The organism is Phytobacter cepae (genome assembly GCF_054165735.1).
In genome coordinates, this window is the sequence record NZ_CM135107.1 from 3979418 (window position 1) to 4005367 (window position 25950).

The 25950-nt window shown below is 53.4% G+C and carries 25 protein-coding genes; 11 read left to right on the top strand and 14 right to left on the bottom strand.

Annotated features, from left to right (window positions below):
• Positions 1-549: 549 nt before the first annotated feature.
• Positions 550-4365 (top strand): glycosyltransferase, encoded by a 3816-nt coding sequence (locus ACUY4Q_RS18810; protein ID WP_458044225.1) that lies wholly within the window; start codon positions 550-552, stop codon positions 4363-4365.
• 171 nt (positions 4366-4536) lie between these two features.
• Positions 4537-5901 carry an MFS transporter gene (locus ACUY4Q_RS18815; protein WP_458044226.1) on the top strand — a complete coding sequence of 455 codons (1365 nt, stop codon included), beginning with the start codon at positions 4537-4539 and terminating at the stop codon, positions 5899-5901.
• 41 nt (positions 5902-5942) lie between these two features.
• Here the strand turns inward: ACUY4Q_RS18815 and ACUY4Q_RS18820 are convergent, their stop codons facing one another.
• Positions 5943-6434, bottom strand: coding sequence for a YajQ family cyclic di-GMP-binding protein (locus tag ACUY4Q_RS18820; RefSeq protein WP_458044227.1), 492 nt, complete (start codon positions 6432-6434; stop codon positions 5943-5945).
• A gap of 140 nt (positions 6435-6574) precedes the next feature.
• Here ACUY4Q_RS18820 and panE point away from each other — a divergent pair, with 140 nt between their 5' ends.
• Together panE and yajL are read left to right on the top strand one after the other, a co-directional pair.
• Positions 6575-7486 (top strand): 2-dehydropantoate 2-reductase, encoded by a 912-nt coding sequence (gene panE, locus ACUY4Q_RS18825; RefSeq protein WP_458044228.1) that lies wholly within the window; start codon positions 6575-6577, stop codon positions 7484-7486.
• Complete coding sequence (gene yajL / locus ACUY4Q_RS18830) at positions 7449-8042, top strand: protein deglycase YajL (protein WP_458044229.1); 594 nt, start codon at positions 7449-7451, stop codon at positions 8040-8042. Before panE ends, yajL begins: the two co-directional genes overlap by 38 nt.
• A gap of 45 nt (positions 8043-8087) precedes the next feature.
• Here yajL and thiI read toward each other — a convergent pair whose 3' ends face one another.
• A complete protein-coding gene (gene thiI, locus ACUY4Q_RS18835; protein WP_458047388.1) occupies positions 8088-9536 on the bottom strand; it encodes a tRNA uracil 4-sulfurtransferase ThiI in 1449 nt (482 codons plus the stop codon).
• A gap of 205 nt (positions 9537-9741) precedes the next feature.
• Between thiI and xseB the strand changes: the two genes are divergently transcribed.
• The 4 genes from xseB to ACUY4Q_RS18855 all read left to right on the top strand — a co-directional run bounded on the left by xseB (position 9742) and on the right by ACUY4Q_RS18855 (position 13831).
• Positions 9742-9984, top strand: coding sequence for an exodeoxyribonuclease VII small subunit (gene xseB, locus ACUY4Q_RS18840; protein WP_458044230.1), 243 nt, complete (start codon positions 9742-9744; stop codon positions 9982-9984).
• On the top strand, positions 9985-10884 hold the full coding sequence (gene ispA / locus ACUY4Q_RS18845) for a (2E,6E)-farnesyl diphosphate synthase (protein WP_458044231.1): 900 nt from the start codon (positions 9985-9987) through the stop codon (positions 10882-10884).
• A gap of 24 nt (positions 10885-10908) precedes the next feature.
• A complete protein-coding gene (dxs, locus tag ACUY4Q_RS18850) occupies positions 10909-12771 on the top strand; it encodes a 1-deoxy-D-xylulose-5-phosphate synthase (RefSeq protein ID WP_458044232.1) in 1863 nt (620 codons plus the stop codon).
• 85 nt (positions 12772-12856) lie between these two features.
• Positions 12857-13831, top strand: a complete 975-nt coding sequence (locus ACUY4Q_RS18855; protein ID WP_458044233.1) for an aldo/keto reductase — start codon at positions 12857-12859, stop codon at positions 13829-13831.
• Positions 13832-13869: 38 nt separating this feature from the next.
• Here ACUY4Q_RS18855 and pgpA read toward each other — a convergent pair whose 3' ends face one another.
• The 6 genes from pgpA to nrdR form a co-directional block, all read right to left on the bottom strand.
• Positions 13870-14337 carry a phosphatidylglycerophosphatase A gene (pgpA, locus tag ACUY4Q_RS18860; RefSeq protein WP_458047389.1) on the bottom strand — a complete coding sequence of 156 codons (468 nt, stop codon included), beginning with the start codon at positions 14335-14337 and terminating at the stop codon, positions 13870-13872.
• 28 nt (positions 14338-14365) lie between these two features.
• Positions 14366-15343 (bottom strand): thiamine-phosphate kinase, encoded by a 978-nt coding sequence (thiL, locus tag ACUY4Q_RS18865; protein ID WP_458044234.1) that lies wholly within the window; start codon positions 15341-15343, stop codon positions 14366-14368.
• Positions 15344-15420: 77 nt separating this feature from the next.
• A complete protein-coding gene (gene nusB / locus ACUY4Q_RS18870; RefSeq protein ID WP_458044235.1) occupies positions 15421-15840 on the bottom strand; it encodes a transcription antitermination factor NusB in 420 nt (139 codons plus the stop codon).
• A 19-nt stretch (positions 15841-15859) separates the two neighbouring features.
• Positions 15860-16330, bottom strand: a complete 471-nt coding sequence (gene ribH, locus ACUY4Q_RS18875; RefSeq protein ID WP_458044236.1) for a 6,7-dimethyl-8-ribityllumazine synthase — start codon at positions 16328-16330, stop codon at positions 15860-15862.
• 89 nt (positions 16331-16419) lie between these two features.
• On the bottom strand, positions 16420-17523 hold the full coding sequence (gene ribD, locus ACUY4Q_RS18880) for a bifunctional diaminohydroxyphosphoribosylaminopyrimidine deaminase/5-amino-6-(5-phosphoribosylamino)uracil reductase RibD (protein ID WP_458044237.1): 1104 nt from the start codon (positions 17521-17523) through the stop codon (positions 16420-16422).
• 2 nt (positions 17524-17525) lie between these two features.
• Entirely contained in the window at positions 17526-17975 is a 450-nt protein-coding gene (nrdR, locus tag ACUY4Q_RS18885) for a transcriptional regulator NrdR (RefSeq protein ID WP_458044238.1), read from the bottom strand.
• Between nrdR and ACUY4Q_RS18890 the strand changes: the two genes are divergently transcribed.
• From ACUY4Q_RS18890 to ACUY4Q_RS18900, 3 genes are all read left to right on the top strand, one after another.
• Positions 17963-18097, top strand: coding sequence for a hypothetical protein (locus ACUY4Q_RS18890; RefSeq protein WP_458044239.1), 135 nt, complete (start codon positions 17963-17965; stop codon positions 18095-18097). The genes nrdR and ACUY4Q_RS18890 overlap by 13 nt on opposite strands.
• Positions 18098-18128: 31 nt before the next feature.
• Positions 18129-18671, top strand: a complete 543-nt coding sequence (locus tag ACUY4Q_RS18895) for a SadB/YajI family lipoprotein (protein ID WP_458044240.1) — start codon at positions 18129-18131, stop codon at positions 18669-18671.
• Positions 18672-18962: 291 nt separating this feature from the next.
• Positions 18963-19847, top strand: a complete 885-nt coding sequence (locus ACUY4Q_RS18900; RefSeq protein WP_458044241.1) for a nucleoside-specific channel-forming protein Tsx — start codon at positions 18963-18965, stop codon at positions 19845-19847.
• 104 nt (positions 19848-19951) lie between these two features.
• Here ACUY4Q_RS18900 and yajD read toward each other — a convergent pair whose 3' ends face one another.
• The 6 genes from yajD to queA form a co-directional block, all read right to left on the bottom strand.
• A complete protein-coding gene (yajD, locus tag ACUY4Q_RS18905) occupies positions 19952-20296 on the bottom strand; it encodes an HNH nuclease YajD (RefSeq protein WP_458044242.1) in 345 nt (114 codons plus the stop codon).
• A 121-nt stretch (positions 20297-20417) separates the two neighbouring features.
• Positions 20418-21389 carry a protein translocase subunit SecF gene (gene secF, locus ACUY4Q_RS18910; protein WP_458044243.1) on the bottom strand — a complete coding sequence of 324 codons (972 nt, stop codon included), beginning with the start codon at positions 21387-21389 and terminating at the stop codon, positions 20418-20420.
• Positions 21390-21399: 10 nt separating this feature from the next.
• The gene (secD, locus tag ACUY4Q_RS18915; protein WP_458044244.1) at positions 21400-23247 is read right to left on the bottom strand and encodes a protein translocase subunit SecD; all 1848 of its coding nucleotides are present in this window, start codon (positions 23245-23247) and stop codon (positions 21400-21402) included.
• A 27-nt stretch (positions 23248-23274) separates the two neighbouring features.
• Positions 23275-23607, bottom strand: a complete 333-nt coding sequence (yajC, locus tag ACUY4Q_RS18920; RefSeq protein ID WP_437887293.1) for a preprotein translocase subunit YajC — start codon at positions 23605-23607, stop codon at positions 23275-23277.
• 22 nt (positions 23608-23629) lie between these two features.
• Positions 23630-24757 (bottom strand): tRNA guanosine(34) transglycosylase Tgt, encoded by a 1128-nt coding sequence (gene tgt / locus ACUY4Q_RS18925; protein ID WP_458044245.1) that lies wholly within the window; start codon positions 24755-24757, stop codon positions 23630-23632.
• Positions 24758-24809: 52 nt separating this feature from the next.
• Positions 24810-25880 (bottom strand): tRNA preQ1(34) S-adenosylmethionine ribosyltransferase-isomerase QueA, encoded by a 1071-nt coding sequence (gene queA, locus ACUY4Q_RS18930; RefSeq protein WP_458044246.1) that lies wholly within the window; start codon positions 25878-25880, stop codon positions 24810-24812.
• Between the last annotated feature and the right edge of the window lie 70 nt (positions 25881-25950).

A 25950-nucleotide genomic window follows, 5' to 3' on the forward strand; every position in this document is an offset into this window, starting at 1 on the left:
CGGCACAACCGGGTTCAGGCTTTTTTATTATCTTCGCGGTTAATTTTTTCATCGCCCAATTCCGTTTCAAGCGATACGGTGCTGATAGTTTAAATCTTATTAATATCATTGCTCTTGCGAATATTGGCTATAAAATACTCCCTCGTTGTAAAAGGTTTTACGCCTGAAAACCTTTCTCTCAGTCTGCTATTTCACCCACGCTTAAATCTTCAGGCTATACTCTAAATGTGGATAAAGCCTAAGAACATTAAAAATAACACTCGCTGCACCTCCACCCGATAATTATTCCCTGGCATCATCAAGTATTACTTATACCCATGCGTAATCAATTTAGCATTGCGAAACCTCGTTGTGCCTGAAAAACAAAGCGGCGCAATGACGGTTTCGATTGTTATTAAAAATCACGCCAGCCATCATCAACGAAAGGAATTTAAACAAACGAAACAACAAAAAGATTAAAATCTTCAACATGTTGATTTTAATCATTTTAATGAAAAAATCATCATTTCCTATGTCTTTCGCCTCATTTTATTTATCAGAGGTAATGCGATGGGTCTATTTAAATCATTTTGGCAGGCGGGTTATGAAGGTGCCGATCATATAAATCGAAGCGGTATCAAACTCTCGATGAATGATGTTAATGCACATAATCAATATCATGCAGAGGATTATAACGCACTGAGGATGTTTGATATTAAAACCGTCAGGGAAAGCGTTTGCTGGCGTGTCGTTGAACAACCTCGCGGTTTTGATTTCTCCAGTGTTGCAGAAAAAATGGCGTCCGCAAAAAAAGCCCACTGCCAGATTTGCTGGACAATATGCCATTACGGCTGGCCGGACGATATTGATATTTATTCAGAAGATTTTATTTTTCGCTTCGCTCGTTTATGCGGTGAACTGGCCACTTTTTTACGTCCCTTATACGCAGAGGCTCCCGTCTATTCCCCTGTCAACGAAATATCTTTTACCAGTTGGGGGATTTCCGTGGGCCTGTTCGCCACCGCGCAACAGGTCACTGAAGATGGCGGTTTCCAGAGTAAAAAGCAGTTGGTGAAAGCTGCTCTCGCCGCCAGCGATGCTATCTGGGCGGTGGATCCACGTGCGCGCATTCTGCACTGCGATCCGCTTATTTTCCTGACACCACCCGACGCCAGCGAAGAGAGCCAAAAAGAGGTATCAGGCTGGCATGAGGCGCAGTTTGAAGCCTGGGACATGCTTGCCGGGAAGAAAGCCCCCGAACTGGGCGGCGCCCCCCGTTATCTCGATCTGATAGGGGCAAATTACTACCACGACAACCAGTGGGAGTTTGGTACCAACCAGCGGTTGTCGTGGCATCTCGGCTGCCCACAGCGACAAAAACTGCACCACATGCTGCATGAACTGTGGTTGCGTTATTCGCGCCCCATTTTACTGGCGGAAACCAGCCACGTGGGAAGCGGTCGCGGTGCCTGGATTACTGACGTGACGCGGGAAGTGGCCATGGCGCAACTGGCAGGGGTGGAAATAGTAGGAATTTGTCTGTACCCCGTCATCGACCGCCCCGACTGGGACAATCTTTCCCACTGGAATCACAGCGGATTATGGGAGGTAAACCTCTCTTCAGAAGCAACGTTTACCCGGGAGCTCAATACCGTTTATGCCCGTGCTCTTTGGAACGCGCAGCGGATGCTGAGAAATTTTCAGCATCCGCTTAACGCCCTTACCTTTATCAGCGAAGCGAGGCAATCAATGAAAACACTGTATGTTTTTAGTCATTTACGCTGGGATTTTGTTTTTCAACGTCCGCAACATCTTCTGACCCGTCTTGCAGAATATTATAAAATCGTTTTTATCGAAGAGCCGCTCTACGCTGCGGATCCCCCCGCACTTTTAAGGCACTCCCCTGCTCCCAATGTGACTGTTATTCAGCCACAAACCCCTGAACAGGCACCCGGCTTTCATGATGGTCAAATCGCCTGGTTACAACCGCTGCTGGCGGAATTAGTGCAGGATGAAGAGGCCCCGATTGTCTGGTTTTACACGCCCATGGCGCTGCCGCTGCTAGATGTCTTTCCTGCCAGTCTGGTTATTTATGATTGCATGGATGAACTCGCAGCCTTCGAGCAGGCTCCACGGCAGCTTTTACAACGTGAATCGGCGCTCTTATCACGGGCAGATATCGTGTTTACGGGCGGACCGGGTTTGTATGAAGCACGAGCCGGACGGCACCCGAATATCCATTGTTTTGCCAGCAGCGTTGACGCAGTCCATTTCGAGCAAGCGCTCGACAGGGAAAATCATCACCCGTTACAGGATGCGATTCCCCATCCTCGTCTCGGTTTCTATGGCGTGATTGATGAGCGTATGGACCTTGAGCTTATTGCCGCCATTGCCGATGCGCACACCGACTGGCAGTTAGTCATGGTAGGGCCGGTCGTGAAAATCGATCCGCGAAGCCTGCCCCAAAGAAGCAATATTCACTATCTGGGTATGCAACCCTACCAGGCGCTGCCGCAGTTTCTTGCCGGCTGGGATGTCTGCCTGATGCCTTTTGCTCTCAATGCCGCCACGCAATTTATTAGCCCAACCAAAGTACTTGAATACATGGCCGCACAACTGCCCGTGGTCAGCACTGCTATTACCGACGTTAAAAAAAGCTACGAGCATGTTGTGGCGATTGCGGGAGATGCCGCGCAGTTTATCGCCGCATGTGAAGAGGCATTGGCTCAGCCCGCTGAGAAACGAGAAGCACAGCGGCGCACGATGGAACAGATTGTCGCAGCAACATCCTGGGAACAGACCGTTGCGCAAATGCATACCTTGATTGAAGCTCAGCTCGCCATTGCGGCAGAGAAAACGGCTGAAAAAGAGCTCATCGAAGAGAAAACAAGCGTTGCACAACGCGCCATCGCCCGCCCCGCTTTACGCTTAATGCCGCCTTCGGTGGTCACCGCGCCCTGTCTGATACTCGGGGCTGGCCCAACGGGGCTGAGTGCGGCATATCATTACGGTGAAGGCGCCACGCTTCTGGAGCGTAACTCCTCGGTAGGCGGATTGTGTCGTTCAGTGACAAACGACGGTTTTACCTTCGATTATGCTGGTCACATTATGTTTTCCAATGACCCCTACGTTCTCGAATTATATACGTTGTTACTGGGTGACAACGTGCACTGGCAGGCGCGCGAAGCCTGGGTTTATACGGATGGGGTTTATACACGCTATCCTTTCCAGGGCTCTCTTTTTGGTTTGCCGGCTGAGGTTATCAAAGAGTGTATTCTCGGTGCTATCGAAGCCCGATATGGCCTCTCAGCCAGTGATGCCCCGCCAACGTTACGCTGCCAGCCCCACGCCGCCGCCAAAAAAGTCCATACGGACTGTTGCGCCGATGGCAGCGTTCCTGACTTCACCTCCACCAGCACGGCAAACGATGACAGGGAAGAGGAGAGCTTTGAAACCTTTATTTATAAAACCTGGGGTAAAGGGATTGCCCGGCACTTCGCTATTCCTTACAACCAAAAGCTGTGGACCGTCCCACTTTCTGAGATGGAAACGTCCTGGCTTGGTGGACGCGTCCCCCTTCCCGATCTGGCACAAATTATTGCTGGCGCGCTGGAGGAGACCGGCAAACCCATGGGGCCCAACGCCCGTTTCGGTTATCCGCTCAAAGGCGGCTTTCAGGCCTTAATGTCCGGTTTCTTGCCGTTGATTAAAGGAACGGTAGAGACCGGGGCCGAAGTTAAACGGATTTCTGTTCACCAGCACCGTGCCATGCTCGCAGACGGCCGCTGTTTTGATTACGAGCAGATGATCAGTACCCTGCCGTTGCCACAGCTGATCCGTTTGATTGATGATCCCGTTCCCTCAGAAGTCAGAAAGGCGGCGCTCGGGTTGCGGCACGTCTCCGTTCGTTGTGTGAATTTAGGTATCGATCGGGCAAACCTGACGAATAAGCACTGGATCTATTTTGCCGGTAAGACGGTCTTTCATCGAATCTTCGTCCAGGGCAATGCCAGTCCCTTCTGTAGCCCTCCCGGCGGCTGCGGCCTGACCTGCGAAATCAGCTATTCCGCAGATAAACCCCTTCCTGAAGAGGGAGACGCATTGACCGAAAGGTGTATCAGGGAGTGTATTGAAGCGGGTATTTTTTCCGCCAGCGATCGGGTGGTGACCACCAGTCAGGTAGACATACCTTGTGCCTACGTCATCTACGATCATCACCGCAAAGACAATGTGGCGACGGTACGTCACTGGCTGCTACAGCATGATATTACGCTCGCAGGGCGCTACAGCGAGTGGGAATATTACAATTCCGATCATGCTTTTATTGCGGGCAAACTGGCGGTCGAAAAAGTCAGGAGCCGTGTCTGGCGACACTCAGGCTCGTGAGAAACGCGGAACCGTCCTTATACAAGCTTGTTAAGGACGGTTCGCGCATGGCTCCCCTCTCGCGCTGCCCCCAATAAGCTTTACAGCCTCGTAATAACTATTAAACAAACATCTGTTTACCCCGCTTACCACCCCGCCTACACTATGGCCTGCTTTCGAATTGAGGTGGTAATGAACGATAATAAAATGACGCCAGGCGAGTTGCGCGCAACCTGGGGTTTAGGGACTGTTTTCTCATTGCGCATGCTTGGCATGTTTATGGTCCTGCCCGTTCTGACTACGTACGGTATGGCATTACAAGGCGCCAGCGAAGCCTTAATCGGTCTCGCCATCGGTATTTATGGCCTGGCGCAGGCGGTGTTTCAAATTCCGTTTGGTTTACTCTCCGATCGTATTGGACGTAAGCCGCTGATTATTGGCGGGCTGGCTATCTTTGTGCTGGGGAGTGTGATCGCAGCGCTGTCTGACTCCATCTGGGGCATTATTCTTGGCCGTGCGTTACAAGGGTCTGGTGCGATTGCCGCCGCCGTGATGGCGCTGCTCTCGGATTTAACCCGTGAACAAAATCGTACCAAAGCGATGGCCTTTATTGGCGTCAGCTTCGGCGTTACCTTTGCGATTGCCATGGTGCTGGGGCCGATTATTACCCACCAGCTCGGTCTGCACGCCTTGTTCTGGATGATTGCCGCCCTGGCAACTGCCGGCATTTTGTTAACACTTTGGGTGGTGCCCGACAGCGAAAATCATGTGCTTAATCGCGAATCCGGCATGGTCAAAGGCTGCTTTAGTCAGGTTATTGCCAGCTCCAGACTGCTGAAACTCAATTTTGGCATCATGTGTTTGCACATCCTGCTGATGTCCACCTTTGTTGCTCTGCCCGGCCAGCTTGAAGCCGCCGGTTTCGCCGCTGCTTACCACTGGAAAATTTATCTGGTGACCATGCTGGTGTCGTTTGTGTCGGTCGTACCGTTTATCATTTACGCTGAAGTTAAGCGGCGTATGAAGCGCGTTTTCCTGTTCTGTGTGGCGTTACTGCTGATTGCTGAGATCGTGCTCTGGGGCGCGGGGCCACACTTCTGGGAGCAGGTGCTGGGCGTGCAGATTTTCTTTATTGCTTTCAATCTGATGGAAGCACTACTGCCCTCGCTTATCAGCAAAGAAGCGCCTGCCGGTTATAAAGGCACCGCAATGGGCATTTACTCCACCAGCCAGTTTATCGGCGTGGCGATTGGCGGTGCATTAGGCGGTTGGGTCGATGGCTGGTTTGATTCGCAGACCGTCTTCCTGGCTGGCGCGCTACTGGCAATGGTCTGGTTGCTGGTAGCCAGCACGATGCAAGAGCCACCGTATGTCAGCAGCTTGCGCATCGAAATTCCTGAAGGTGTGGTGCTGGACGATGCACTGCAACAGCGGTTGCTGCAGACGGCGGGAATCAGTGATGTGCTGGTCGTGGCCGAAGAGCGCAGCGCCTATGTGAAAATCGACAGCAAAGTGACCAATCGTTTCGAGGTCGAACAAGCTATCAAAGGTGCATAAAAAAAGCGGGGATATCCCCGCTTTTTTTGACGCTTATTCCGTTAATCGCGGAAGTTTTTAAACTGGAACGGCTGCCCCAGGTTGCCACCGCGCACCAGCGCCATAGCGGCCTGCAAATCATCACGCGCTTTTCCGGTGACGCGCAGTTCTTCACCCTGAATCTGGGTCTGCACTTTCAGCTTGCTCTCTTTGATAAGCTTAACGATTTTCTTCGCCACATCGCTCTCAATACCCTGTTTGAGTTTGGCTTCAACAAACCAGGTTTTACCGCTGTGCACGAACTCGTCCGGGACCTCAAGCGACGCCCCTTCAATGCCGCGTTTAAGCAGCTTGGCGCGCAGAATATCCAGCAACTGATTGACCTGAAAATCAGACTCACTGAGTACTTTGATGGTCTTATTCTTCTCGTTCAGCTCGATTGTGGCCTCAACGTTACGAAAATCGAAACGGGTTTCAAGTTCGCGAGTCGCATTCTCGATCGCGTTGCGGACTTCCTGAAGTTCAACCTCAGAAACAATATCGAAAGATGGCATCTTTTCTTCTCCCTCAGTGTTTGTTGCGATGCATAATACCCGCAACAAAGCATAACTCAACTTGTAATGGCCGGAAGCAGCACCATCGGCGCTATACTGAAAGCAGTAACACCTGGCGCAGTTGCAGGTGAGGAGGAAAAATGAAAATTACCGTACTTGGATGCGGTGCGTTAGGGCAGTTATGGCTGACCGCGCTGCACAAGCATGGACATGAAGTACAGGGCTGGTTACGCGTACCTCAGCCCTTTTGCAGTGTGAATGTGGTCGATGAAGACGGTTCCATATTTAATGAATCCCTGACCGCAAACGATCCGGAATTTTTGGCGCACAGCGATTTGCTTCTCGTGACGCTTAAAGCCTGGCAAGTCTCCGATGCCGTTAAGGGCCTCGCTAATACCTTGCCGAAGCGCACGCCGATAGTGCTTATCCATAACGGTATGGGCACGGTGGATGAACTCAAAAGTCTTGAACAACCGTTGCTGATTGGCACCACCACCCATGCGGCCCGCCGCGACGGTAACGTCATTGTGCATGTCGCCAGTGGAACCACACACATTGGCCCTGCTCGTCAGCAGGATGGTGATTTCAGCTATCTGGCTGAGATGCTGCAAGAGGTGCTCCCCGACGTCGCCTGGCATAACAATATTCGCCCGGCATTGTGGCGCAAACTGGCCGTGAACTGCGTCATCAACCCCATTACCGCGCTTCAGGAGTGCAAAAACGGTGAACTGCGCGATTTCCCGGAGGAAATCAGAAAAGTGACCCATGAGGTTGCCGCCGTGATCGAACGAGAAGGCCACCATATCTCTGCCGATGAATTGCTGGATTACGTCTATCAGATTATTGAAAACACGGCGGACAATGTCTCCTCAATGCTGCAGGATATTCGTGCGATGCGGCATACCGAATGCGATTACATTACCGGTTATCTGCTGCGTCGCGCCCGGGCACATGGCATCCCCGTGCCGGAAAACGCCCGCCTGTATGATTTAGTCAAACGTAAGGAGAGTGAGTATGAGCGCGTCAGCTCTGGTCTGTCTCGCCCCTGGTAGTGAAGAGACCGAAGCGGTTACTACCATCGACCTGCTGGTCCGCGGCGGCATCAGCGTGACGACCGCCAGCGTTGCCAGCGACGGCAGCCTGGCTGTCACCTGCTCACGCGGCGTAAAACTGCTTGCCGATGCGCCGCTGGTGGCCGTTGCGGATGGGGATTTTGACGTGATCGTGTTACCCGGCGGCATCAAAGGCGCGGAAAATTTCCGCGACAGTCCGCTGCTGGTGGAAACCGTCAGGCAGTTTCATCTCTCCGGTCGCGTAGTGGCTACCATTTGCGCGGCAGCCGCCACGGTGCTGGTGCCCCATGATCTGTTCCCCATTGGCAATATGACCGGTTTCCCGGCATTGAAAGAGCAGATCCCTGAAGGTCAGTGGCAGGATAAGCGCGTCGTCTGGGATCCCAGGGTGAAACTTATTACCAGTCAGGGACCGGGAACGGCTATTGATTTTGCGTTGAAGATTATTGATGTGCTGGTCGGGCGGGAGAAAGCCCATGAAGTGGCAAAACAGCTGGTGATACCGGCTGGGATTTATAACTACTACGAAGCCTGAACAGAATCGTGCCGGGTGGCAAATGCACACCACCCGGCCCAGCGTTTACGGGCGATACACCTTCACGTTCTTAAAGCCCTGCTCCAGCAGATAGAGCGCCTGCAGTCGGCTCATCACACCGCGCTCACACCACAGCAGCCAGTTTTTACTCTGATCGAGATCGCCGAATTTGGTGCTCAGTTTGTAGAACGGCAGTGAGACCACCTCGATGCCTTCGACCTCTAAGGGTTTGGCATCCTGTTCATCAATCGAACGGATATCCAGCAGCATGTCATTTGGACCAAAACCGCTGACGGTTTCGACTTCAACGACATCCTCACTGGTCTGCTCGGCAATCACACGAATATCGATATTAGAGGCTTCAGCCACTACTTTATCGAGAATAGCGAAATCGAAGTTTTGCTCTTCGGCTTCGATTTTGGCCTTCACCGCTTTCACCGTCGGGCTTTTCGAGATCACACCGCAATATTCGGGCATGGTACGCGCGAAGTCTTCAGTGCCGATTTCACGCGCCAGATCGATAATGTGCTCTTTATCGTAAGAGATAAGCGGGCGCAGGATCAGCGTGTCGGAGACGTTATCAATCAGGCGCAGGTTGGTCAGGGTCTGGCTGGAGACCTGGCCCAGCGCTTCGCCAGTCACCAGCGCCTGTACGCCGTAGCGTTCCGCAACCTGAGAAGCGGCACGTACCATCATGCGTTTGAGCACAACGCCCATCTGGCCATCGTCGACTTTCTCAAGGATTTCACCCACGACCGGTTCAAAGTTGATGGCGACAAAACGGACGCGGTGGGAGCTGCCAAAGCGGTTCCACAAATAATGAGCAACCTGACGCACGCCAATTTCATGGGCGGCGCCGCCAAGGTTGAAGAAGCAGTAATGCACGCGGCAGCCGCGACGCATCAGCATATAGCTGGAGACGCCGGAGTCAAAACCACCGGAAATCAGCGACAACACATCTTCCTGCGTACCGATAGGGAAACCGCCGATCCCTTCGTAGCGGCCTTTTACCAGCAGCAGACGATCGTCTTCGATTTCCAGATTGACGGTGATATCAGGGTGCGTCAGCTTCACGCGGGCCGTTTCGATATGCTGATTCAGCCCACCGCCGACATAGCGCTCCACTTCGATAGAGCTAAATTCGTGTTTACCACGACGTTTTGCACGCACGCAGAAGGTTTTTCCTTCCAGCTTCTCACGCCAGGCTTCCAGCGTTTTTTCGAAGATATCGTGCAGGGAGGTGAAAGGCACATCTTCCACTTCCAGAATATGGTGAATGCCCGGAATACGGGTCAGCGCATCGCGGATAACCAGGCGCTGGTTTTCATCTTTTGCGCGGACTTCAATGTTATCCCAGTGGCGAACGACCGCGAGGGTCTCATCGTACTGCTTCAGAACGTTACGAATATTCCCGGTCAGGATCTTAATAAAGCGCAAACGCACAGATTGGCTTTTGATGGTGATTTCCGGGAACAATTTAATGATAAACTTCATGGCGGCAAGGGTTCGTTGGCAAGCCCGGTTGGGCTTCTCGGAAAAAAATACAGCAGCCCACACCTGCGGCTGCATCCAGGCGCGGAAGTATACCACCATCGCAGCGTCCCTGTGTATTTTGCATGACCCTTGCGCGTTATTTGCTTAGCTTCGCGACTTCGCTACCCTAGTAGAGTCGGTAAACAATGAGAGTCAGACAGTCATTATGCCAAAGAAAAAAGACGCACCCGCCAGCTTTGAAACCGCGCTCGGCGAACTCGAACAGATTGTTACCCGCCTGGAAAGTGGCGATCTTCCGCTGGAGGATGCCCTCAATGAATTTGAACGCGGCGTGCAGCTGGCCCGTCAGGGGCAGGTTAAACTTCAGCAAGCGGAGCAGCGTGTGCAGATTCTGCTCTCCGATAATGAGGAAGCGCCCTTAACGCCGTTCACCCCGGATAACGAGTAAATGGACTTTAATCAACAGCTCCAGACCTGCGTTACGCACGCCAACGATGCCCTGCGGCGTTTTATCGCGCCTCTGCCCTTTCAGAACTCTCCTCTGGTTGAGGCAATGGGGTATGGCGCACTATTAGGTGGCAAACGCCTGCGTCCTTTCCTGGTGTATGCGACGGGCACGATGTTCGGCGTTAGCCGGGAAACGCTGGATGCCCCCGCAGCGGCGGTGGAATGCATCCACGCCTATTCGCTGATTCACGATGATCTCCCGGCGATGGACGATGACGATCTCCGCCGCGGTCAGCCCACCTGCCACATCAAATTTGGCGAAGCCAACGCGATTCTGGCCGGCGACGCGCTGCAAACGCTGGCATTTACTATTCTTAGCGATGCCCCGATGCCAGAAGTGGCCGCCGAGGATCGGTTGGCCATGGTACGCGAACTGGCCTTTGCCAGCGGTGCGGCAGGCATGTGTGCCGGGCAGGCACTGGATTTAGCCGCAGAAGGCAAATCCGTAGATTTACAGGCGCTTGAACAGATTCATCGTCACAAAACAGGCGCACTGATTCGTGCGGCGGTGAAAATGGGTGCGCTGAGCGCAGGAGAAAAGGGGCGCGTTTGGCTGCCGGTGCTGGATAACTATGCGCAATGCATCGGCCTGGCGTTCCAGGTTCAGGATGACATACTCGATGTTGTCGGCGATACTGCGACCCTTGGGAAACGCCAGGGCGCCGATCAGCAACTTGGCAAAAGCACCTACCCTGCGTTACTGGGCCTTGAGCAAGCCCGGGTAAAAGCCCGCGATCTGATTGCGGAGGCACGTCAGTCGTTAAATCTGCTGGCTGCGCAATCACTGGATACAACGGCACTGGAAGCACTGGCTGATTACATAATCCAGCGTGATAAATAATGACAACACCACAATGAGTCTCCGATGAGTTTTGATATAGCCAAATACCCGACGCTGGCGCTGGTCGATTCCACTGCGGAATTGCGTTCACTGCCTAAAGAGAGTCTGCCGAAACTGTGCGATGAGTTGCGTCGCTACCTGCTCGACAGCGTGAGCCGCTCCAGCGGGCACTTCGCCTCCGGGCTTGGCACGGTAGAATTAACCGTGGCATTGCACTACGTCTATAACACCCCCTTCGACCAGCTCATCTGGGACGTCGGCCATCAGGCTTATCCGCATAAAATTCTGACCGGACGTCGCGATCGCATCGACACTATCCGCCAGAAAAACGGCTTGCACCCCTTCCCCTGGCGTGGTGAAAGCGAGTACGACGTATTAAGCGTCGGGCACTCCTCCACCTCGATCAGCGCCGGTATCGGCATTGCCGTTGCCGCAGAAAAAGAGGGTAAGCAACGCCGTACGGTCTGCGTGATTGGCGACGGGGCGATCACCGCGGGCATGGCGTTTGAAGCGATGAACCACGCGGGCGATATTCGTCCGGACATGCTGGTGGTTCTCAACGACAACGAAATGTCGATTTCTGAGAATGTCGGTGCGCTGAACAATCACCTGGCGCAACTGCTCTCCGGTAAGCTCTATTCCACACTGCGCGAAGGCGGCAAAAAAGTGCTGTCTGGCGTTCCGCCGATTAAAGAGCTGATTAAACGCACTGAAGAACATATCAAAGGCATGGTCGTGCCGGGTACGTTGTTTGAAGAGCTGGGCTTTAACTACATTGGCCCGGTTGATGGTCACGATGTGCTGGGTCTGGTGCAAACCCTGAAAAACATGCGCGGCCTGAAGGGTCCGCAGTTCCTGCATATCATGACCAAGAAAGGCCGAGGTTATGAGCCTGCCGAAAAAGATCCTATTACTTTCCACGCGGTGCCGAAGTTCGATCCGACCAGCGGCACGCTGCCGAAAAGCAGCGGCGGCATGCCCAGCTACTCCAAAATCTTTGGTGACTGGCTGTGCGAAATGGCGGGCAAAGACAGCAAATTAATGGCGGTGACGCCTGCGATGCGCGAAGGTTCCGGCATGGTGGAGTTTTCCCGTAAATTCCCGGATCAATACTTTGATGTCGCGATCGCTGAACAGCACGCCGTCACCTTCGCGGCAGGCCTGGCCATTGGCGGCTACAAGCCTATCGTGGCTATCTACTCCACCTTCCTGCAACGTGCCTACGATCAGGTGATCCACGACGTTGCAATTCAGAAATTACCGGTCCTCTTTGCCATCGATCGTGCAGGGATTGTAGGCGCTGACGGCCAGACGCATCAGGGCGCGTTTGATATCTCTTTCCTGCGCTGCATCCCCGAGATGGTCATTATGACCCCGAGCGATGAAAACGAATGTCGCCAGATGCTGTTCACCGGCTATCACTACAACGAAGGCCCGAGCGCCGTGCGTTACCCTCGCGGCAACGCCGTGGGCGTGACGCTGGAACCGTTGCAGAAACTGCCGCTGGGCAAAGGAGTGGTGAAACGTGAAGGCGAGAAAATTGCGATCCTCAATTTCGGTACGTTGCTGCCTGCAGCGGAGAAAGCCGCAGAAGCGCTGAACGCTACATTGGTCGATATGCGTTTCGTTAAACCGCTGGATACCGCGCTGATTTTGCAGATGGCTGCGCGCCATGAGGCCTTAATTACGCTGGAAGAGAACGCGATTATCGGTGGCGCGGGCAGTGGCGTTAACGACGTGCTGATGGCCCACCGTAAACCGGTGCCGGTGCTGAATCTGGGGTTGCCCGATTTCTTCATTCCGCAAGGAACTCAGGACGAAGCCCGTGCCGACGTGGGCCTGGATGCCGCCGGTATTGAATCTCACATCACGCGCTGGCTCGCATAACCTCCTCTACCGCTCCTGCTATGCTTAACGGTAACGTTTTTTTAATCTTACTCGAAGTAAGACGAGTAATAGCAGGAGTGGAGCGATGCAATACAACACGTTAGGAAAAACAGATCTCAAGGTTTCGCGCCTTTGTCTTGGCTGCATGACGTTCGGCGAACCTGACCGGGGTAATCACGCCTGGACGCTGCCGGAAGAGAGTAGCCGTCTGCTTATCCAGCACGCACTAAACGGCGGCATCAACTTTTTTGATACCGCAAACAGCTACTCTGACGGCAGCAGTGAAGAGATCGTCGGACGCGCGTTGCGTGATTTTGCCCGTCGCGATGAGGTGGTGGTCGCCACCAAAGTTTACTACCCGTCCGGTACGCTGAGTGAAGGCCTGTCGCGCGAACAGATTCTACGTTCCATTGATGACAGTCTCACGCGCCTCGGCATGGATTATGTCGATTTACTGCAAATCCACCGCTGGGATTACAACACGCCCATTGAAGAGACCCTGGAAGCGCTGAACGACGTGGTGAAAGCCGGGAAGGCGCGCTATATCGGCGCTTCTTCCATGCACGCCAGCCAGTTTGCTCAGGCGCTGGCGTTACAGAAACAGCACGGCTGGGCGCCGTTTGTCACCATGCAGGACCACTACAACCTGATTTACCGCGAAGAAGAGCGCGACATGCTGCCGCTCTGCTACCAGGAAGGGGTGGCAGTGATTCCCTGGAGCCCGCTGGCGCGAGGTCGCCTGACGCGACCATGGGGAGAGAGCACTGCCCGACTGGTGTCGGATGAGGTGGGGAAAAATCTCTATAACGAACATGATGAAAACGACGCGCAAATCGCCGAGCGCCTGGGTGCCATTGCCGAAGAAACCGGCGCCACGCGTGCCCAGGTTGCGCTGGCGTGGCTGTTAAGCAAACCGGGTGTCGCCGCGCCAATCATTGGTGCGTCGCGCGAAGAGCAGCTTGAGGAGTTACTCCAGGCGGTAGATTTGACGCTGAAACCAGAGCAAGTTGCCGAGCTGGAAACACCGTATAAACAGCACCCGGTGGTCGGCTTTAAGTAGCAGGTCAGACACTTCCCTCTCCCTCCGGAGAGGGAAAATCATACAATACCCAGCGGCCAGTGATGACCAACAACGTACAGAATCCCCGCTGAGATAACCCCCGCGATAATATCATCAACCATAATGCCCATTCCGCCATGGACATTGCGATCGAACCAGCGAATCGGCCAGGGTTTCCACATATCGAAAATGCGGAAAATTACAAATCCGGCGGCAATCCACTGCCAGTCGTGCGTCGGCAGCGCCATCAGGGTTATCCACATGCCGATAAACTCATCCCAGACAATGCTGCCATGGTCATGCACGCCCATGTCTTTTGCCGTACGATGGCAGAGATAGACGCCAATGCTGATGCCCAGCATCACCATCAGCGAATAGAGTTGCCAGGGGAGCAGCGTCAACAGATACCAGAACGGGATGGATGCCAGCGATCCCATGGTACCCGGCATGACAGGGCTTAATCCGCTGCCAAATCCCGTTGCCAGCAGGTGCCATGGATTACTCATTTTCAGACGGCTTTTGGCAATATCTTTCTTAAAGAGTGGCAAAATGGTCGTATCCTTTCCAGTCGAGCGTCACGGCCTTGTCATCACGGGTAAAAAGCATGCCTTCCACATCCGCGCTCATCTGACCAATACAGGTTATGGGTGCGCCCAGATGGGCAACCGCGACTTCCAGCGCGCCACGGTTCAGTTCAGGGACGGTAAAGCAGAGTTCGTAGTCTTCCCCCCCTGAAAGCGCCCAGCGCACGGCTTGTTCCACATCCACATGACGCTTCATTGCTTCCGAATAAGGCAGCGCGTCCAGATCAATACGCGCACCGCATTCGCTCGCATTGAGGATATGACCGAGATCGGAAATCAACCCGTCAGAAAGATCGATGGCGGCATTCGCCAGACCACGCATGGCCTGACCGTGTAAGACGCGCGGAGTTGGGCGTAAATGCCGCTGGACCAGGTAGTTCGAATCATTGGCATCACTGACCTGCAACCGGTGCTGTAAAATCGCCAGTCCGGCTGCGCTGTCACCGGGGGTGCCGGTCACATAGATCCAGTCCCCAGGCCTGGCCCCTGAGCGCTTAATGGCCCGGCCAACCGGCACATAACCGTGAATACCCAGCGTCATGGAGAGTGGACCACGCGTGGTATCGCCGCCAATAAGCTGCATATCGTAGTAGTTAAGCTGTTCGAACAGGCTGTCGCTAAACGCCTTGAGCCAGACTTCATCGACGTTCGGGAGGGTCAGCGCCAGCGTGAGCCACGCAGGATCGGCGCCCATCGCCGCCAGATCGCTCACGTTTACTGCCAGCGCTTTATACGCCAGATCGGCAGGATCGATATCAGGAAGAAAATGAATGCCTGACACCAGAGTGTCAGTGCTGATTGCCAGCGTCTGTTTTTCAGGAACATTGAGCAGTGCACAGTCGTCGCCAATGCCGGTTTCGACATCACGACGCGCATTTTTTACACGGTCAAAATAACGGGCAATCAGGGAAAATTCGCCGCATGCCATACGTTATGCCTCAGCATAGAAAAGAAAAAAGCCGGACAGAGTGCGGTCAGACATCGCACTCCACTCCGGCTTGAGGATCATTTTTTGTTGGGACGAATCACGGGCGCGGCTTTGTCGAGCACACCGTTAACAAACTTGTGGCTATCTTCAGCACCGAAAGTTTTCGCCAGTTCGATAGCTTCGTTAATGGCGACTTTGTACGGCACGTCAGAACGTTTAGACAGTTCGAACAGTGCGATTCGCAGTACCGCTCTCTCAACCTGACCCAGTTCTTCAAGCAGACGGGACAGGTACGGCTTCATCAGGCCGTCGAGATACGCGCTGTTAGTCGCCACCCCGCTTAACAGTTCACGGAAGTATGGGACGTCAACGTCTTTAACGTCCTGTTCCGCCAGGAACTGGTATTCGACATCAGCGACGTCGTTTTGGGACAACTGCCAGGAGTAGAGTGCCTGGACAGCACACTCACGGGCGCGGCGACGAGCAGCAGGTTTCACGGATTTCCCCTTACAAAAATCAGGCCTTGATGGCTTTCAATACATTAATCATTTCAAGCGCGGTCAATGCAGCTTCCGCACCTTTGTTGCCAGCTTTAGTGCCAGCACGTTCGATAGCTTGTTCAATGCTTTCGGTGGTCAACACACCAAAAGCAACCGGGATTTCGCTGTCCTGCGCAACATGCAACAGGCCATTGCTTGCACCACCGGCCACATATTCAAAGTGAGCCGTGCCGCCACGAATAACCGTGCCCAGCGCAATCACCGCGTCATATTTACCGGTTTTCGCCAGTGCACCCGCCGCCAGTGGCAGCTCATATGCACCTGGAACCCATACTACGGTAATATTGTCATCGTTAACCTGGCCGATACGTTTCAGGGCGTCAACCGCACCTTCAAGCAGGCTGTCATTGATAAAGTTGTTGAAACGCGCAATGGTGATGGCGACGCGAGCGTCCGGGGCAGCAACGTTAGCTTCAATAATGTTCATACTTTTCCTTCACAGGTTCAGTTCAGACCCCGCAGGGGGGCGGATTTTATCATAATATTTGACGCGCTGCTTCCCTTTTACAGGAGTCGCTACGCGTGGGTGAGATGCAGGCAGACATCGGGGCCGACCTGACGTATCTCGTTGAATTTGAAACCGGGCGCATCCGCAAGCGCGTTGAGGCCCGGCAGAATGCATAGCCCTCTGGCATCGGTACCCAGCAGTTTTGGCGCAAGATAGACAATCAGTTCATCCACCAGCCCCGCCTGCAACAGTGCACCGGCAAGACTCGCCCCCGCCTCAACCCAGATGCTATTGATCTGTTGTTTGCCCAACAGCATCATCATCGCCACCAGATCGACACGGCCATTATATTCCGGTACGGAAATATCACGTACCGACGCGGGCCATACTCGCGCATCTGGCGCGGTGCGTGCAAACCAGGTTTCACCAGGCTGTTGCACCAGCGCATGTTCTGGCGTCACGCGATTTTTGCTGTCTACCACGATACGCAGCGGCTGGCGCAGATTCTCTTTGGGATAAAGCGCCTGCACATCAGAACTTAGCTCATCCCAACGCACCGTCAGTTTAGGGTTATCTGCCAGGACAGTCGCGCTACTGGTGAGGATGGCGTGACTTTGCGCACGCAGCCGCTGAACATCACGGCGCGCCTGCGGGGAGGTAATCCATTGGCTTTCGCCATTCGCCATCGCCGTTCGCCCATCCAGTGATGCGCCCAGCTTCAGTTGTACATACGGAAAGCCGGTGCGCATGCGCTTGAGAAAGCCTTTATTCAGCGCTTCAGCTTCCGGCATCATCAGACTATGGCTGACGTCGATGCCCTCCTGCTGTAGTCGGTAAAGTCCCCGCCCCTGCACTTGAGGATTCGGATCCTGCATCGCTGCCACAACCCGGGACACGCCCGCATTGATCAAGGCTTCACAGCACGGCGGCGTCCGGCCGTGATGGCTACAGGGCTCAAGCGTGACGTAGGCCGTTGCCCCTTTCGCTTTCTCACCCGCCATCCGCAGTGCGTGCACTTCAGCATGCGGTTCGCCGGCACGGTAATGGAACCCTTCGCCGACAATCGCGCCATCGTTAACAATAACGCACCCGACATTTGGGTTCGGATGGGTCGTAAAACGCCCGCGTTGCGCCAGCTTTAGCGCTCGCGCCATGTACTTTTCATCCTGCATGGTCAGTCCTGTAAGCGGGCGATCTCTTCGCCAAATTCACGAATATCTTCGAAACTACGGTATACCGAGGCAAAGCGGATGTAGGCCACTTTGTCGAGTTTCTTCAATTGCTCCATGACCAGATTGCCAATCATCTTACTGGCAATCTCACGCTCGCCGGTTGCGCGCAATTGTGACTTGATATGATTGAGCGCCATTTCAACGTCATCCGCGCTCACCGGGCGCTTCTCCAGCGCTTTCAGTATGCCACGTCGTAATTTATCTTCGTTGAACGGTTCACGAACATCATTGCTTTTAATGACTCTGGGCATCACCAGCTCAGCCACTTCAAAGGTGGTAAAACGTTCATTGCATACCAGACACTGACGACGGCGACGAACAGAGGATCCTTCACCCACAAGGCGAGAATCGATTACTTTGGTATCCACGGCGAAACAGAATGGGCAATGCATACGACGTCCTGACGTGTGAGTTGATTAAAATCTATTTTACCCTGAACTGGCGTGACAACAAAGACGGGCCGATTTTGAGACAATGGATAGATGGCAACGCGACGGTTGCTGGCTACCATTAAGAATATCTTCAATTTCAAGGAAACAGACACAATGACAAGACGTTACCTAAGATCCCTGTTGCTGGGAAGCGTTTTTGCCCTCAGCGCCTGCGCGCAGCAAAGCGAAGTACGACAACTGCATCAAAGTGTCAGCACACTAAATAAAGAGATGACCAAGCTCAACCAGGAAACGGTCAAGATCACCCAGCAAAATGCGTTGAATGCAAAATCCACCAGCGGCGTGTATCTGCTCCCTGGATCGAACACGCCAGCCCGTCTCAACAGCCAGGTCGGCATGCTACGTATGTCACTGAAGAATGTCGCGCCTAACGCGGGTGGCACGCGCGTGACGTTACGTATTCAGGGCGAATCAAACGATCCTTTACCGGCATTCAACGGTACGGTGGAATGGGGTCAGATTCAGGGAACCACCGAAAATTACCAGGAAGTTAATGTTCAGAATCAGCTCATGAGCGCACCGGCAAGCACGCTTGCCCCGAGCGATGTGGATGTTGCGCTTCAGCTAAACGGAATTACGCCTGAGCAGTTAGGATTCGTACGTATTCACGACATCCAGCCGGTTACTCCGCAATAACGCAGGAAATTTGTCGCCCTTTTTCATACTTTGTAACGCCTTCTCCGCCGTCTGGTCTTAATCAGGCGGCTTTCATTTATTGGCAACAATGATAATCGCCAGTACAATCCCCGCTGTTTATTACACGCAAACGTGAACGCAATCGATTACGTATGCGTCAGTAATGTGAAACAACACATATTTTTGTGAGCACGGATACTTATAATAACGGCGCAGAAATATGAAACATTTAGCAACGCAATGCGTGCATTCTTTCATTCCCGAAAGGGATCTCTTATCAGTGGCATAACTATGAAAAATACATTACTTGCAGCTGGCGCTGCGCTGGCGATTTCAACGTCCTTCTCCGTAAGTGCAGCAGAAACCAATAAACCGGAATATGTTTCCGACTGGTGGCATCAGAGCGTTAACGTCGTTGGTAGCTACCACACCCGCTTCGGACCTCAGATTCGTAACGATACCTACCTGGAATATGAAGCCTTTGCCAAGAAAGACTGGTTTGATTTCTATGGCTACCTGGACGCCCCGGTATTCTTCGGCGGTAACACCGATGCGAAAGGTATCTGGAACCACGGCTCTCCGCTGTTCATGGAAATTGAGCCGCGCTTCTCTATTGATAAGCTGACCGGTACCGATCTGAGCTTCGGCCCGTTCAAAGAGTGGTACATCGCTAACAACTACATCTACGACATGGGCCGTAATGAATCCGGTCGTCAGAGCACCTGGTACATGGGTCTGGGTACCGACATCGACACGGGTCTGCCGATGAGCCTGTCCCTGAACGTATACGCGAAATACCAGTGGCAGAACTACAAAGCCGCGAACGAAAACGAGTGGGACGGTTACCGTTTCAAAGTGAAATACTTTGTTCCGATCACCGCTTTGTGGGGCGGCCAGCTGAGCTATATCGGCTTCACCAACTTCGACTGGGGTTCAGAACTGGGTGACAAAGATTTCCACGATCTGAACAACAAACGCGCACGTACCAACGACTCCATCGCGTCCAGCCACATCCTGTCTCTGAGCTACGATCACTGGCATTACTCTGTTGTTGCCCGTTACTGGCACAACGGTGGCCAGTGGAACGATGATGCCAGCCTGAACTTCGGCAACGGTGACTTCAGCGTCCGTTCTACCGGTTGGGGTGGATACCTGGTTGCGGGTTACAACTTCTAAATCAAGCCAGTTGCTATCGCGATAGCATGGTCTGAAAAAAAGCACCGGCGAGATCCTCGCACGGTGCTTTTTTATCCTACCCACGCTGCATATGCCGCGAGAGGTTACTTCTTATTTAACATTGCCTTGAGATCGGCGAATGGATTATAGGTCGCCTCGCCAACATCTTTTTGCGCATCTTCCCCCGCCACCACGGTAGAGCCGTACTGATCCGCTTCGGTATATTTCGAATGCTCGTGATCGTGGCAGAACAAGCAGAGCAATTCCCAGTTACTGCCGTCTTCGGGATTATTGGTATGATCATGGTCCATGTGGTGAACCGTCAATTCACGCAGGTTCGAATAAACAAACTCCCGCGAACAACGCCCGCATACCCACGGAAACAATTTCAATGCTTTTTCACGATAACCGCTTTCGAGCCGGGTATAGTTTTTAGGGATAATAGCCATAAGAGTGTTGGTTCCTGCGTCAATATCGGATGAGGGGCAGTTTCATGCGCGCCTGTATTTTTATCAATGATAAAAAAAACCGCAGCACGAAGGCCACGGTTTTTATCAAGCAGACGCTAAATTAAGGCAGAATTGACGGCTGATCCGCCCCTTCTTTCTCTACTTTCTGCTGAATCAGGTGTTCGCGCTTCATACCCAGCTTCAGCGCCAGTGCGGACGCCACGTAAATAGACGAAGCAGTACCGATGGAAACACCGATCAACATGGTCAGCGAGAAGCCAGCCAGAATCGGGCCGCCAAACAGATACAGCATCAGGATCACCACTAACGTCGTACCGGACGTAATAAGCGTTCGGTGCAGCGTCTGGGTCAGAGACACGTTAAAGATCTCGTAAGGCGTACCGCGACGAATCTTGCGGAAGTTCTCACGAATACGGTCTGATACCACAATACTGTCGTTCAGCGAGTAGCCGATGACGGACATCAGCGACGCCACAATCGTCAGGTCAATCTCGATGTGGAAGAGCGATAGCACACCCATGGTTATCACCACGTCGTGCGCAAGGGCGATAACCACCCCGGCCGCCAGTCGCCACTCAAAGCGGAAACCGACGTAAACCAGGATTGAGATCAGCGCCACCATCAACGCCATCGCACCGGTTTGCGCCAGATCGGCACCCACGCTCGGCCCCACGAACTCAATACGTTTTACCGCTGCGTTCTGGCTGGTCGCTTCGTTGATCACGCCCAGAACTTTACTTCCGAGCTCCTGACCACCGGTAGCGCCCTGGGCAGGTGGCATACGCACCATGATATCGCGGCTGCTGCCGAAGTTTTGCAGCAGTGGGTCTTCAAAACCCGCCTTCTGCAGCGCTTCACGCATCATGTCCATATCCGCGGGTTTTTCCAGCGTGATTTCGATAACCGTACCGCCGGTAAAGTCCAGGCCCCAGTTAAAACCGCGCACACCCATAATGACGATGGATACGATTAACAGCAGAGCTGAGATACCGAAAGCCCAGTAATCCCAGCGCATAAAGTCCCAGACTTTACGGCCGTAGTTCAATTGTTCAACAGTGTATTCCTGTGCCACAACGCACTCCTCAGATAGACAGCTTTTTAACGCGCTTGCCGCCGTACAGCAGGTTCACGATGGCACGGGTGCCGACGATAGCGGTAAACATTGAGGTCGCCACACCGATACCGGTTGTAATGGCAAACCCTTTGATAGCACCGGTACCGACCGCATACAGGATAAGAACCTTGATAAGCGTCGTGATGTTCGCATCAAAAATGGAACTGAACGCGCCACGGTAACCTTCGTCGATCGCCTGCTGCACTGTACGTCCGTTGCTCAATTCTTCTTTGATACGTTCGTTTATCAGTACGTTGGCGTCGACCGCAACCGCAAGGGTTAACACGATACCCGCAATACCTGGCATGGTGAGCGTCGCACCTGGAAGCAGTGACATAATGCCGACAATCATTATCAGGTTCGCAATCAGCGCCGAGGTCGCAATCAGGCCGAACTTCTTATAGAAGAAGATCATAAAGATGATTGAAACAACGAGGCCCGCCAGACAGGCTTCCAGACCCTGCGTGATGTTTTGCATCCCAAGGGTTGGACCGATGGTGCGCTCTTCAACAATCTGAATCGGCGCAATCAGCGCACCGGCACGCAGCAGCAGAGAGAGCTGTCGCGCTTCATTCGGGTTATTGATACCGGTAATACGGAAGCTGTTACCCAGGCGAGACTGGATGTTGGCGATGTTAATCACCTCTTCCTCTTTCACCAGGATGGAGCGACCGTTAGCATCTTTCTTACCGCTGTCTTTGTACTCCACAAACAGGGTCGCCATCGGCTTACCGATATTGTCCTTAGTGAAGTTAGACATGATATTCCCGCCCGCGCTATCCAGTGAGATGTTCACCTGCGGCTGATTGTATTCATCCTGGCTGGAGGTAGAATCGGTAATATGGTCACCGGTCAGAATCACACGCTTGTACAGCACAACCGGCTGACCTTCACGCGTCTGTTTGACCTCAGAATCACCCGGAACGCGCCCTGATGCAGCGGCAGACTGATCGACATTGCTGTTGACCAGACGGAATTCCAGCGTCGCCGTGGCGCCCAGAATTTCTTTAGCACGTGCGGTGTCCTGAATACCCGGCAGTTCGACCACGATACGATCGGCACCCTGACGTTGTACCAGTGGTTCAGCCACGCCCAGTTGGTTTACACGGTTGCGCAGAATGTTGATGTTCTGCTGAACCGCATATTCACGGGCTTCGCTCAGACGTGCGTCGGTCATCACTGCACGCAACACGTTGTCGCCCTGGTTAGTCAGCACCATGTCACGATGGCGAGCAGCAAGATAGTTATTCGCTTCATTACGTGCCGCAGAATCACGGAACTGAATGCTCAGACCGTAGTTCTCTTCCTTACGCACGGTGGTGTAAGGAATACCCTTTTCACGCAGGTCGCTACGCAGGCTGTCAGTGTTTTGTTCCTGAAGCTTGCCAAGGGCGGTATCCATATCCACTTCCATCAGGAAGTGCACACCACCACGCAGGTCGAGACCCAGTTTCATGGGTTCGGCATGGATGGTCGTTAACCAATATGGGGTTGCCGGCGCAAGGTTGAGCGCCACGACAAACTGATCGCCGAGTTCATTGACCAGCGCTTCACGGGCGCGCAACTGAATATCGGTGGTGTCAAAGCGAGCGAGAATAGCGCCGTTTTCCAGTGCCACAGACTTCGCGTTGATTTTTTCTTCTTGTAGAGTTTTCTGGACCTGGATCAGCGTTTGTTCACTGGCGGCGGCACCGCGCGCGCCAGTGACCTGAACAGCCGGATCCTCACCATACAGGTTGGGAAGTGCGTACAGCAGGCCGACGATAATCACGACGACCAGCATGATGTACTTCCACAAAGGATAACGGTTTAACACGGCAGTTCCCTTTGGGAAAACAAGAAATTACAGCGCCTTCATCGTGCCTTTCGGCAGAACGGCAGCTACGAAGTCACGTTTGATAACCACTTCAGTGGTATCGTTCAGGGCGATAGCCAGGTAGCCAGTGTCTGCTACTTTGGTCACGCGACCTACCAGACCGCCAGTGGTCAATACTTCATCGCCTTTAGCAATAGAGCTCATCAGATTCTTGTGCTCTTTGGTACGTTTCTGCTGAGGGCGCAGGATCATGAAATAGAAAATCAGACCAAACACCGCCAACATCAGAATCAGAGACATCGGGCTACCCTGCGCCGGTGCGCCGCCTGCTGCTACCGCATCAGAAATAAAAAAGCTCATTCAAATTCCCTCATTATTTATATTAATCAACGTTCAAAGCCGGAACTTCCCGTCCCTGACGTTGGTAAAAATCGGTCACGAAGCTCTCTAATTTACCCTCTTCAATAGCCTTGCGTAAACCAGCCATTAAACGCTGATAATATCGCAGGTTATGAATGGTATTGAGTCGCGCGCCCAATATCTCGTTGCAACGGTCGAGGTGATGCAGGTAAGCGAGAGAATAATGGCGACAGGTATAGCAATCACACTCGGCATCAAGTGGGCCAGTGTCGCTCTTATATTTCGCATTACGGATTTTCACCACGCCATTGGTCACAAACAGATGGCCGTTACGGGCATTACGGGTTGGCATGACGCAGTCGAACATGTCGATGCCGCGACGCACGCCTTCCACCAGATCCTCTGGCTTGCCGACGCCCATCAGGTAACGTGGTTTATCTGCCGGAATTTGCGGGCAAACATGTTCCAGAATACGGTGCATATCTGCTTTCGGCTCGCCGACAGCCAAACCGCCGACAGCGTAGCCATCAAAGCCAATCTCTACCAGACCTTTGACGGAGATATCACGTAAATCTTCGTAAACACTGCCCTGAATGATGCCGAACAGCGCATTTGGGTTTTCCAGTAAGTCAAAGCGGTCGCGGCTGCGTTTTGCCCAGCGCAGTGACATTTCCATCGAGCGCTTAGCATAATCCCAATCCGCCGGGTACGGCGTACATTCGTCAAAGATCATGACGATATCGGAACCGAGATCGTACTGAATCTCCATCGACTTTTCAGGATCAAGGAAAATAGGATCGCCATTGATCGGATTACGGAAGTGCACGCCGGCTTCGGTGATCTTGCGGATATCCCCCAGGCTGAACACCTGGAACCCCCCGGAGTCGGTAAGGATAGGCCCCTTCCACTGCATAAAGTCATGCAGGTCACCGTGCAATTTCATGATTTCCTGGCCAGGACGCAGCCATAAATGGAAGGTGTTGCCGAGGATGATTTGCGCGCCCGTCTCTTCGACTTCTTCCGGCGTCATCCCTTTTACCGTGCCGTAGGTGCCGACAGGCATAAAAGCAGGCGTTTCCACTACGCCACGATCAAACACCAGGCGGCCGCGACGTGCGCGTCCATCGGTGGTATCCAGTTCAAATTTCATTTTTTCTCCCGCGTCAGAAAAACAGTCTGACGTTTATATCAGTGCCGCGGATTTATTCCCCGACACGCTCAAAAATAGCCTGCGGATTGTACGTGATAAACATCGCATCACCGTAACTAAAAAAGCGATATTTGTGCGCAACCGCTTCCTGATAGGCGTGCATGGTGTGCTTATAGCCCGCAAAGGCCGAAACCAGCATGATCAGCGTCGATTCCGGCAGGTGGAAATTGGTCACCAGCGCATCAATCACTTTGTACTGATAGCCGGGGTAGATAAAGATTTGCGTGTCGCCAAAGAAGGGCTCAATGAGATCCTGTTTTGCGGCCTGAGCGGCGCTCTCCAGCGAGCGTACTGAGGTGGTGCCGACGGCAATCACCCGGTTACCGCGCGCTTTCGCTGCCAGGACGGCGTCTACGACCTCTTGCGGCACTTCGGCGTATTCGGAGTGCATGATGTGATCTTCGATGCTATCCACGCGAACCGGCTGGAAGGTCCCTGCGCCGACGTGCAGCGTGACGAAGGCCATCTCAATGCCTTTTTCACGCAGGCGAGCTAACAGCGGCTCATCAAAGTGCAGACCGGCGGTCGGCGCTGCAACTGCGCCCGGCTTCTGGCTGTAAACCGTTTGATAAAGCTCACGGTCAGCGTCTTCATCCGGGCGGTCGATGTACGGCGGAAGCGGCATATGGCCGATGGCATTCAGGATATCAAGCACCGGACGGGCATCATTAAATTCCACCTCAAACAGCGCATCGTGACGCGCCACCATGGTGGCTTGAATGCTTTCGTCATCACCCAGCAACAGTTCCGCACCCGGCTTCGGCGCTTTAGATGCGCGAATATGTGCCAGAATACGTTTATCGTCGAGCATACGCTCAACCAGCACTTCAACTTTGCCGCCGCTGGCTTTACGCCCAAACAGACGCGCCGGAATCACGCGGGTATTGTTGAACACCAGCAGATCGCCCGGGTTGAGCTTGTCGAGTAAATCGGTGAAAGTGTCGTGCGACAGCGCGCCCGTCGGCCCCTCCAGCGAGAGCAAGCGGCAACCGCTGCGTTCAGGTTGTGGATAGTGGGCAATCAGGGATTCAGGCAACTCAAAGGAAAAATCGGCAACGCGCATGACACTAACTCGAGACATAATTAAGAGGCGAGTAGTCTAGTGCCGGGGCGTTCTCCCTGCAACCTTTACC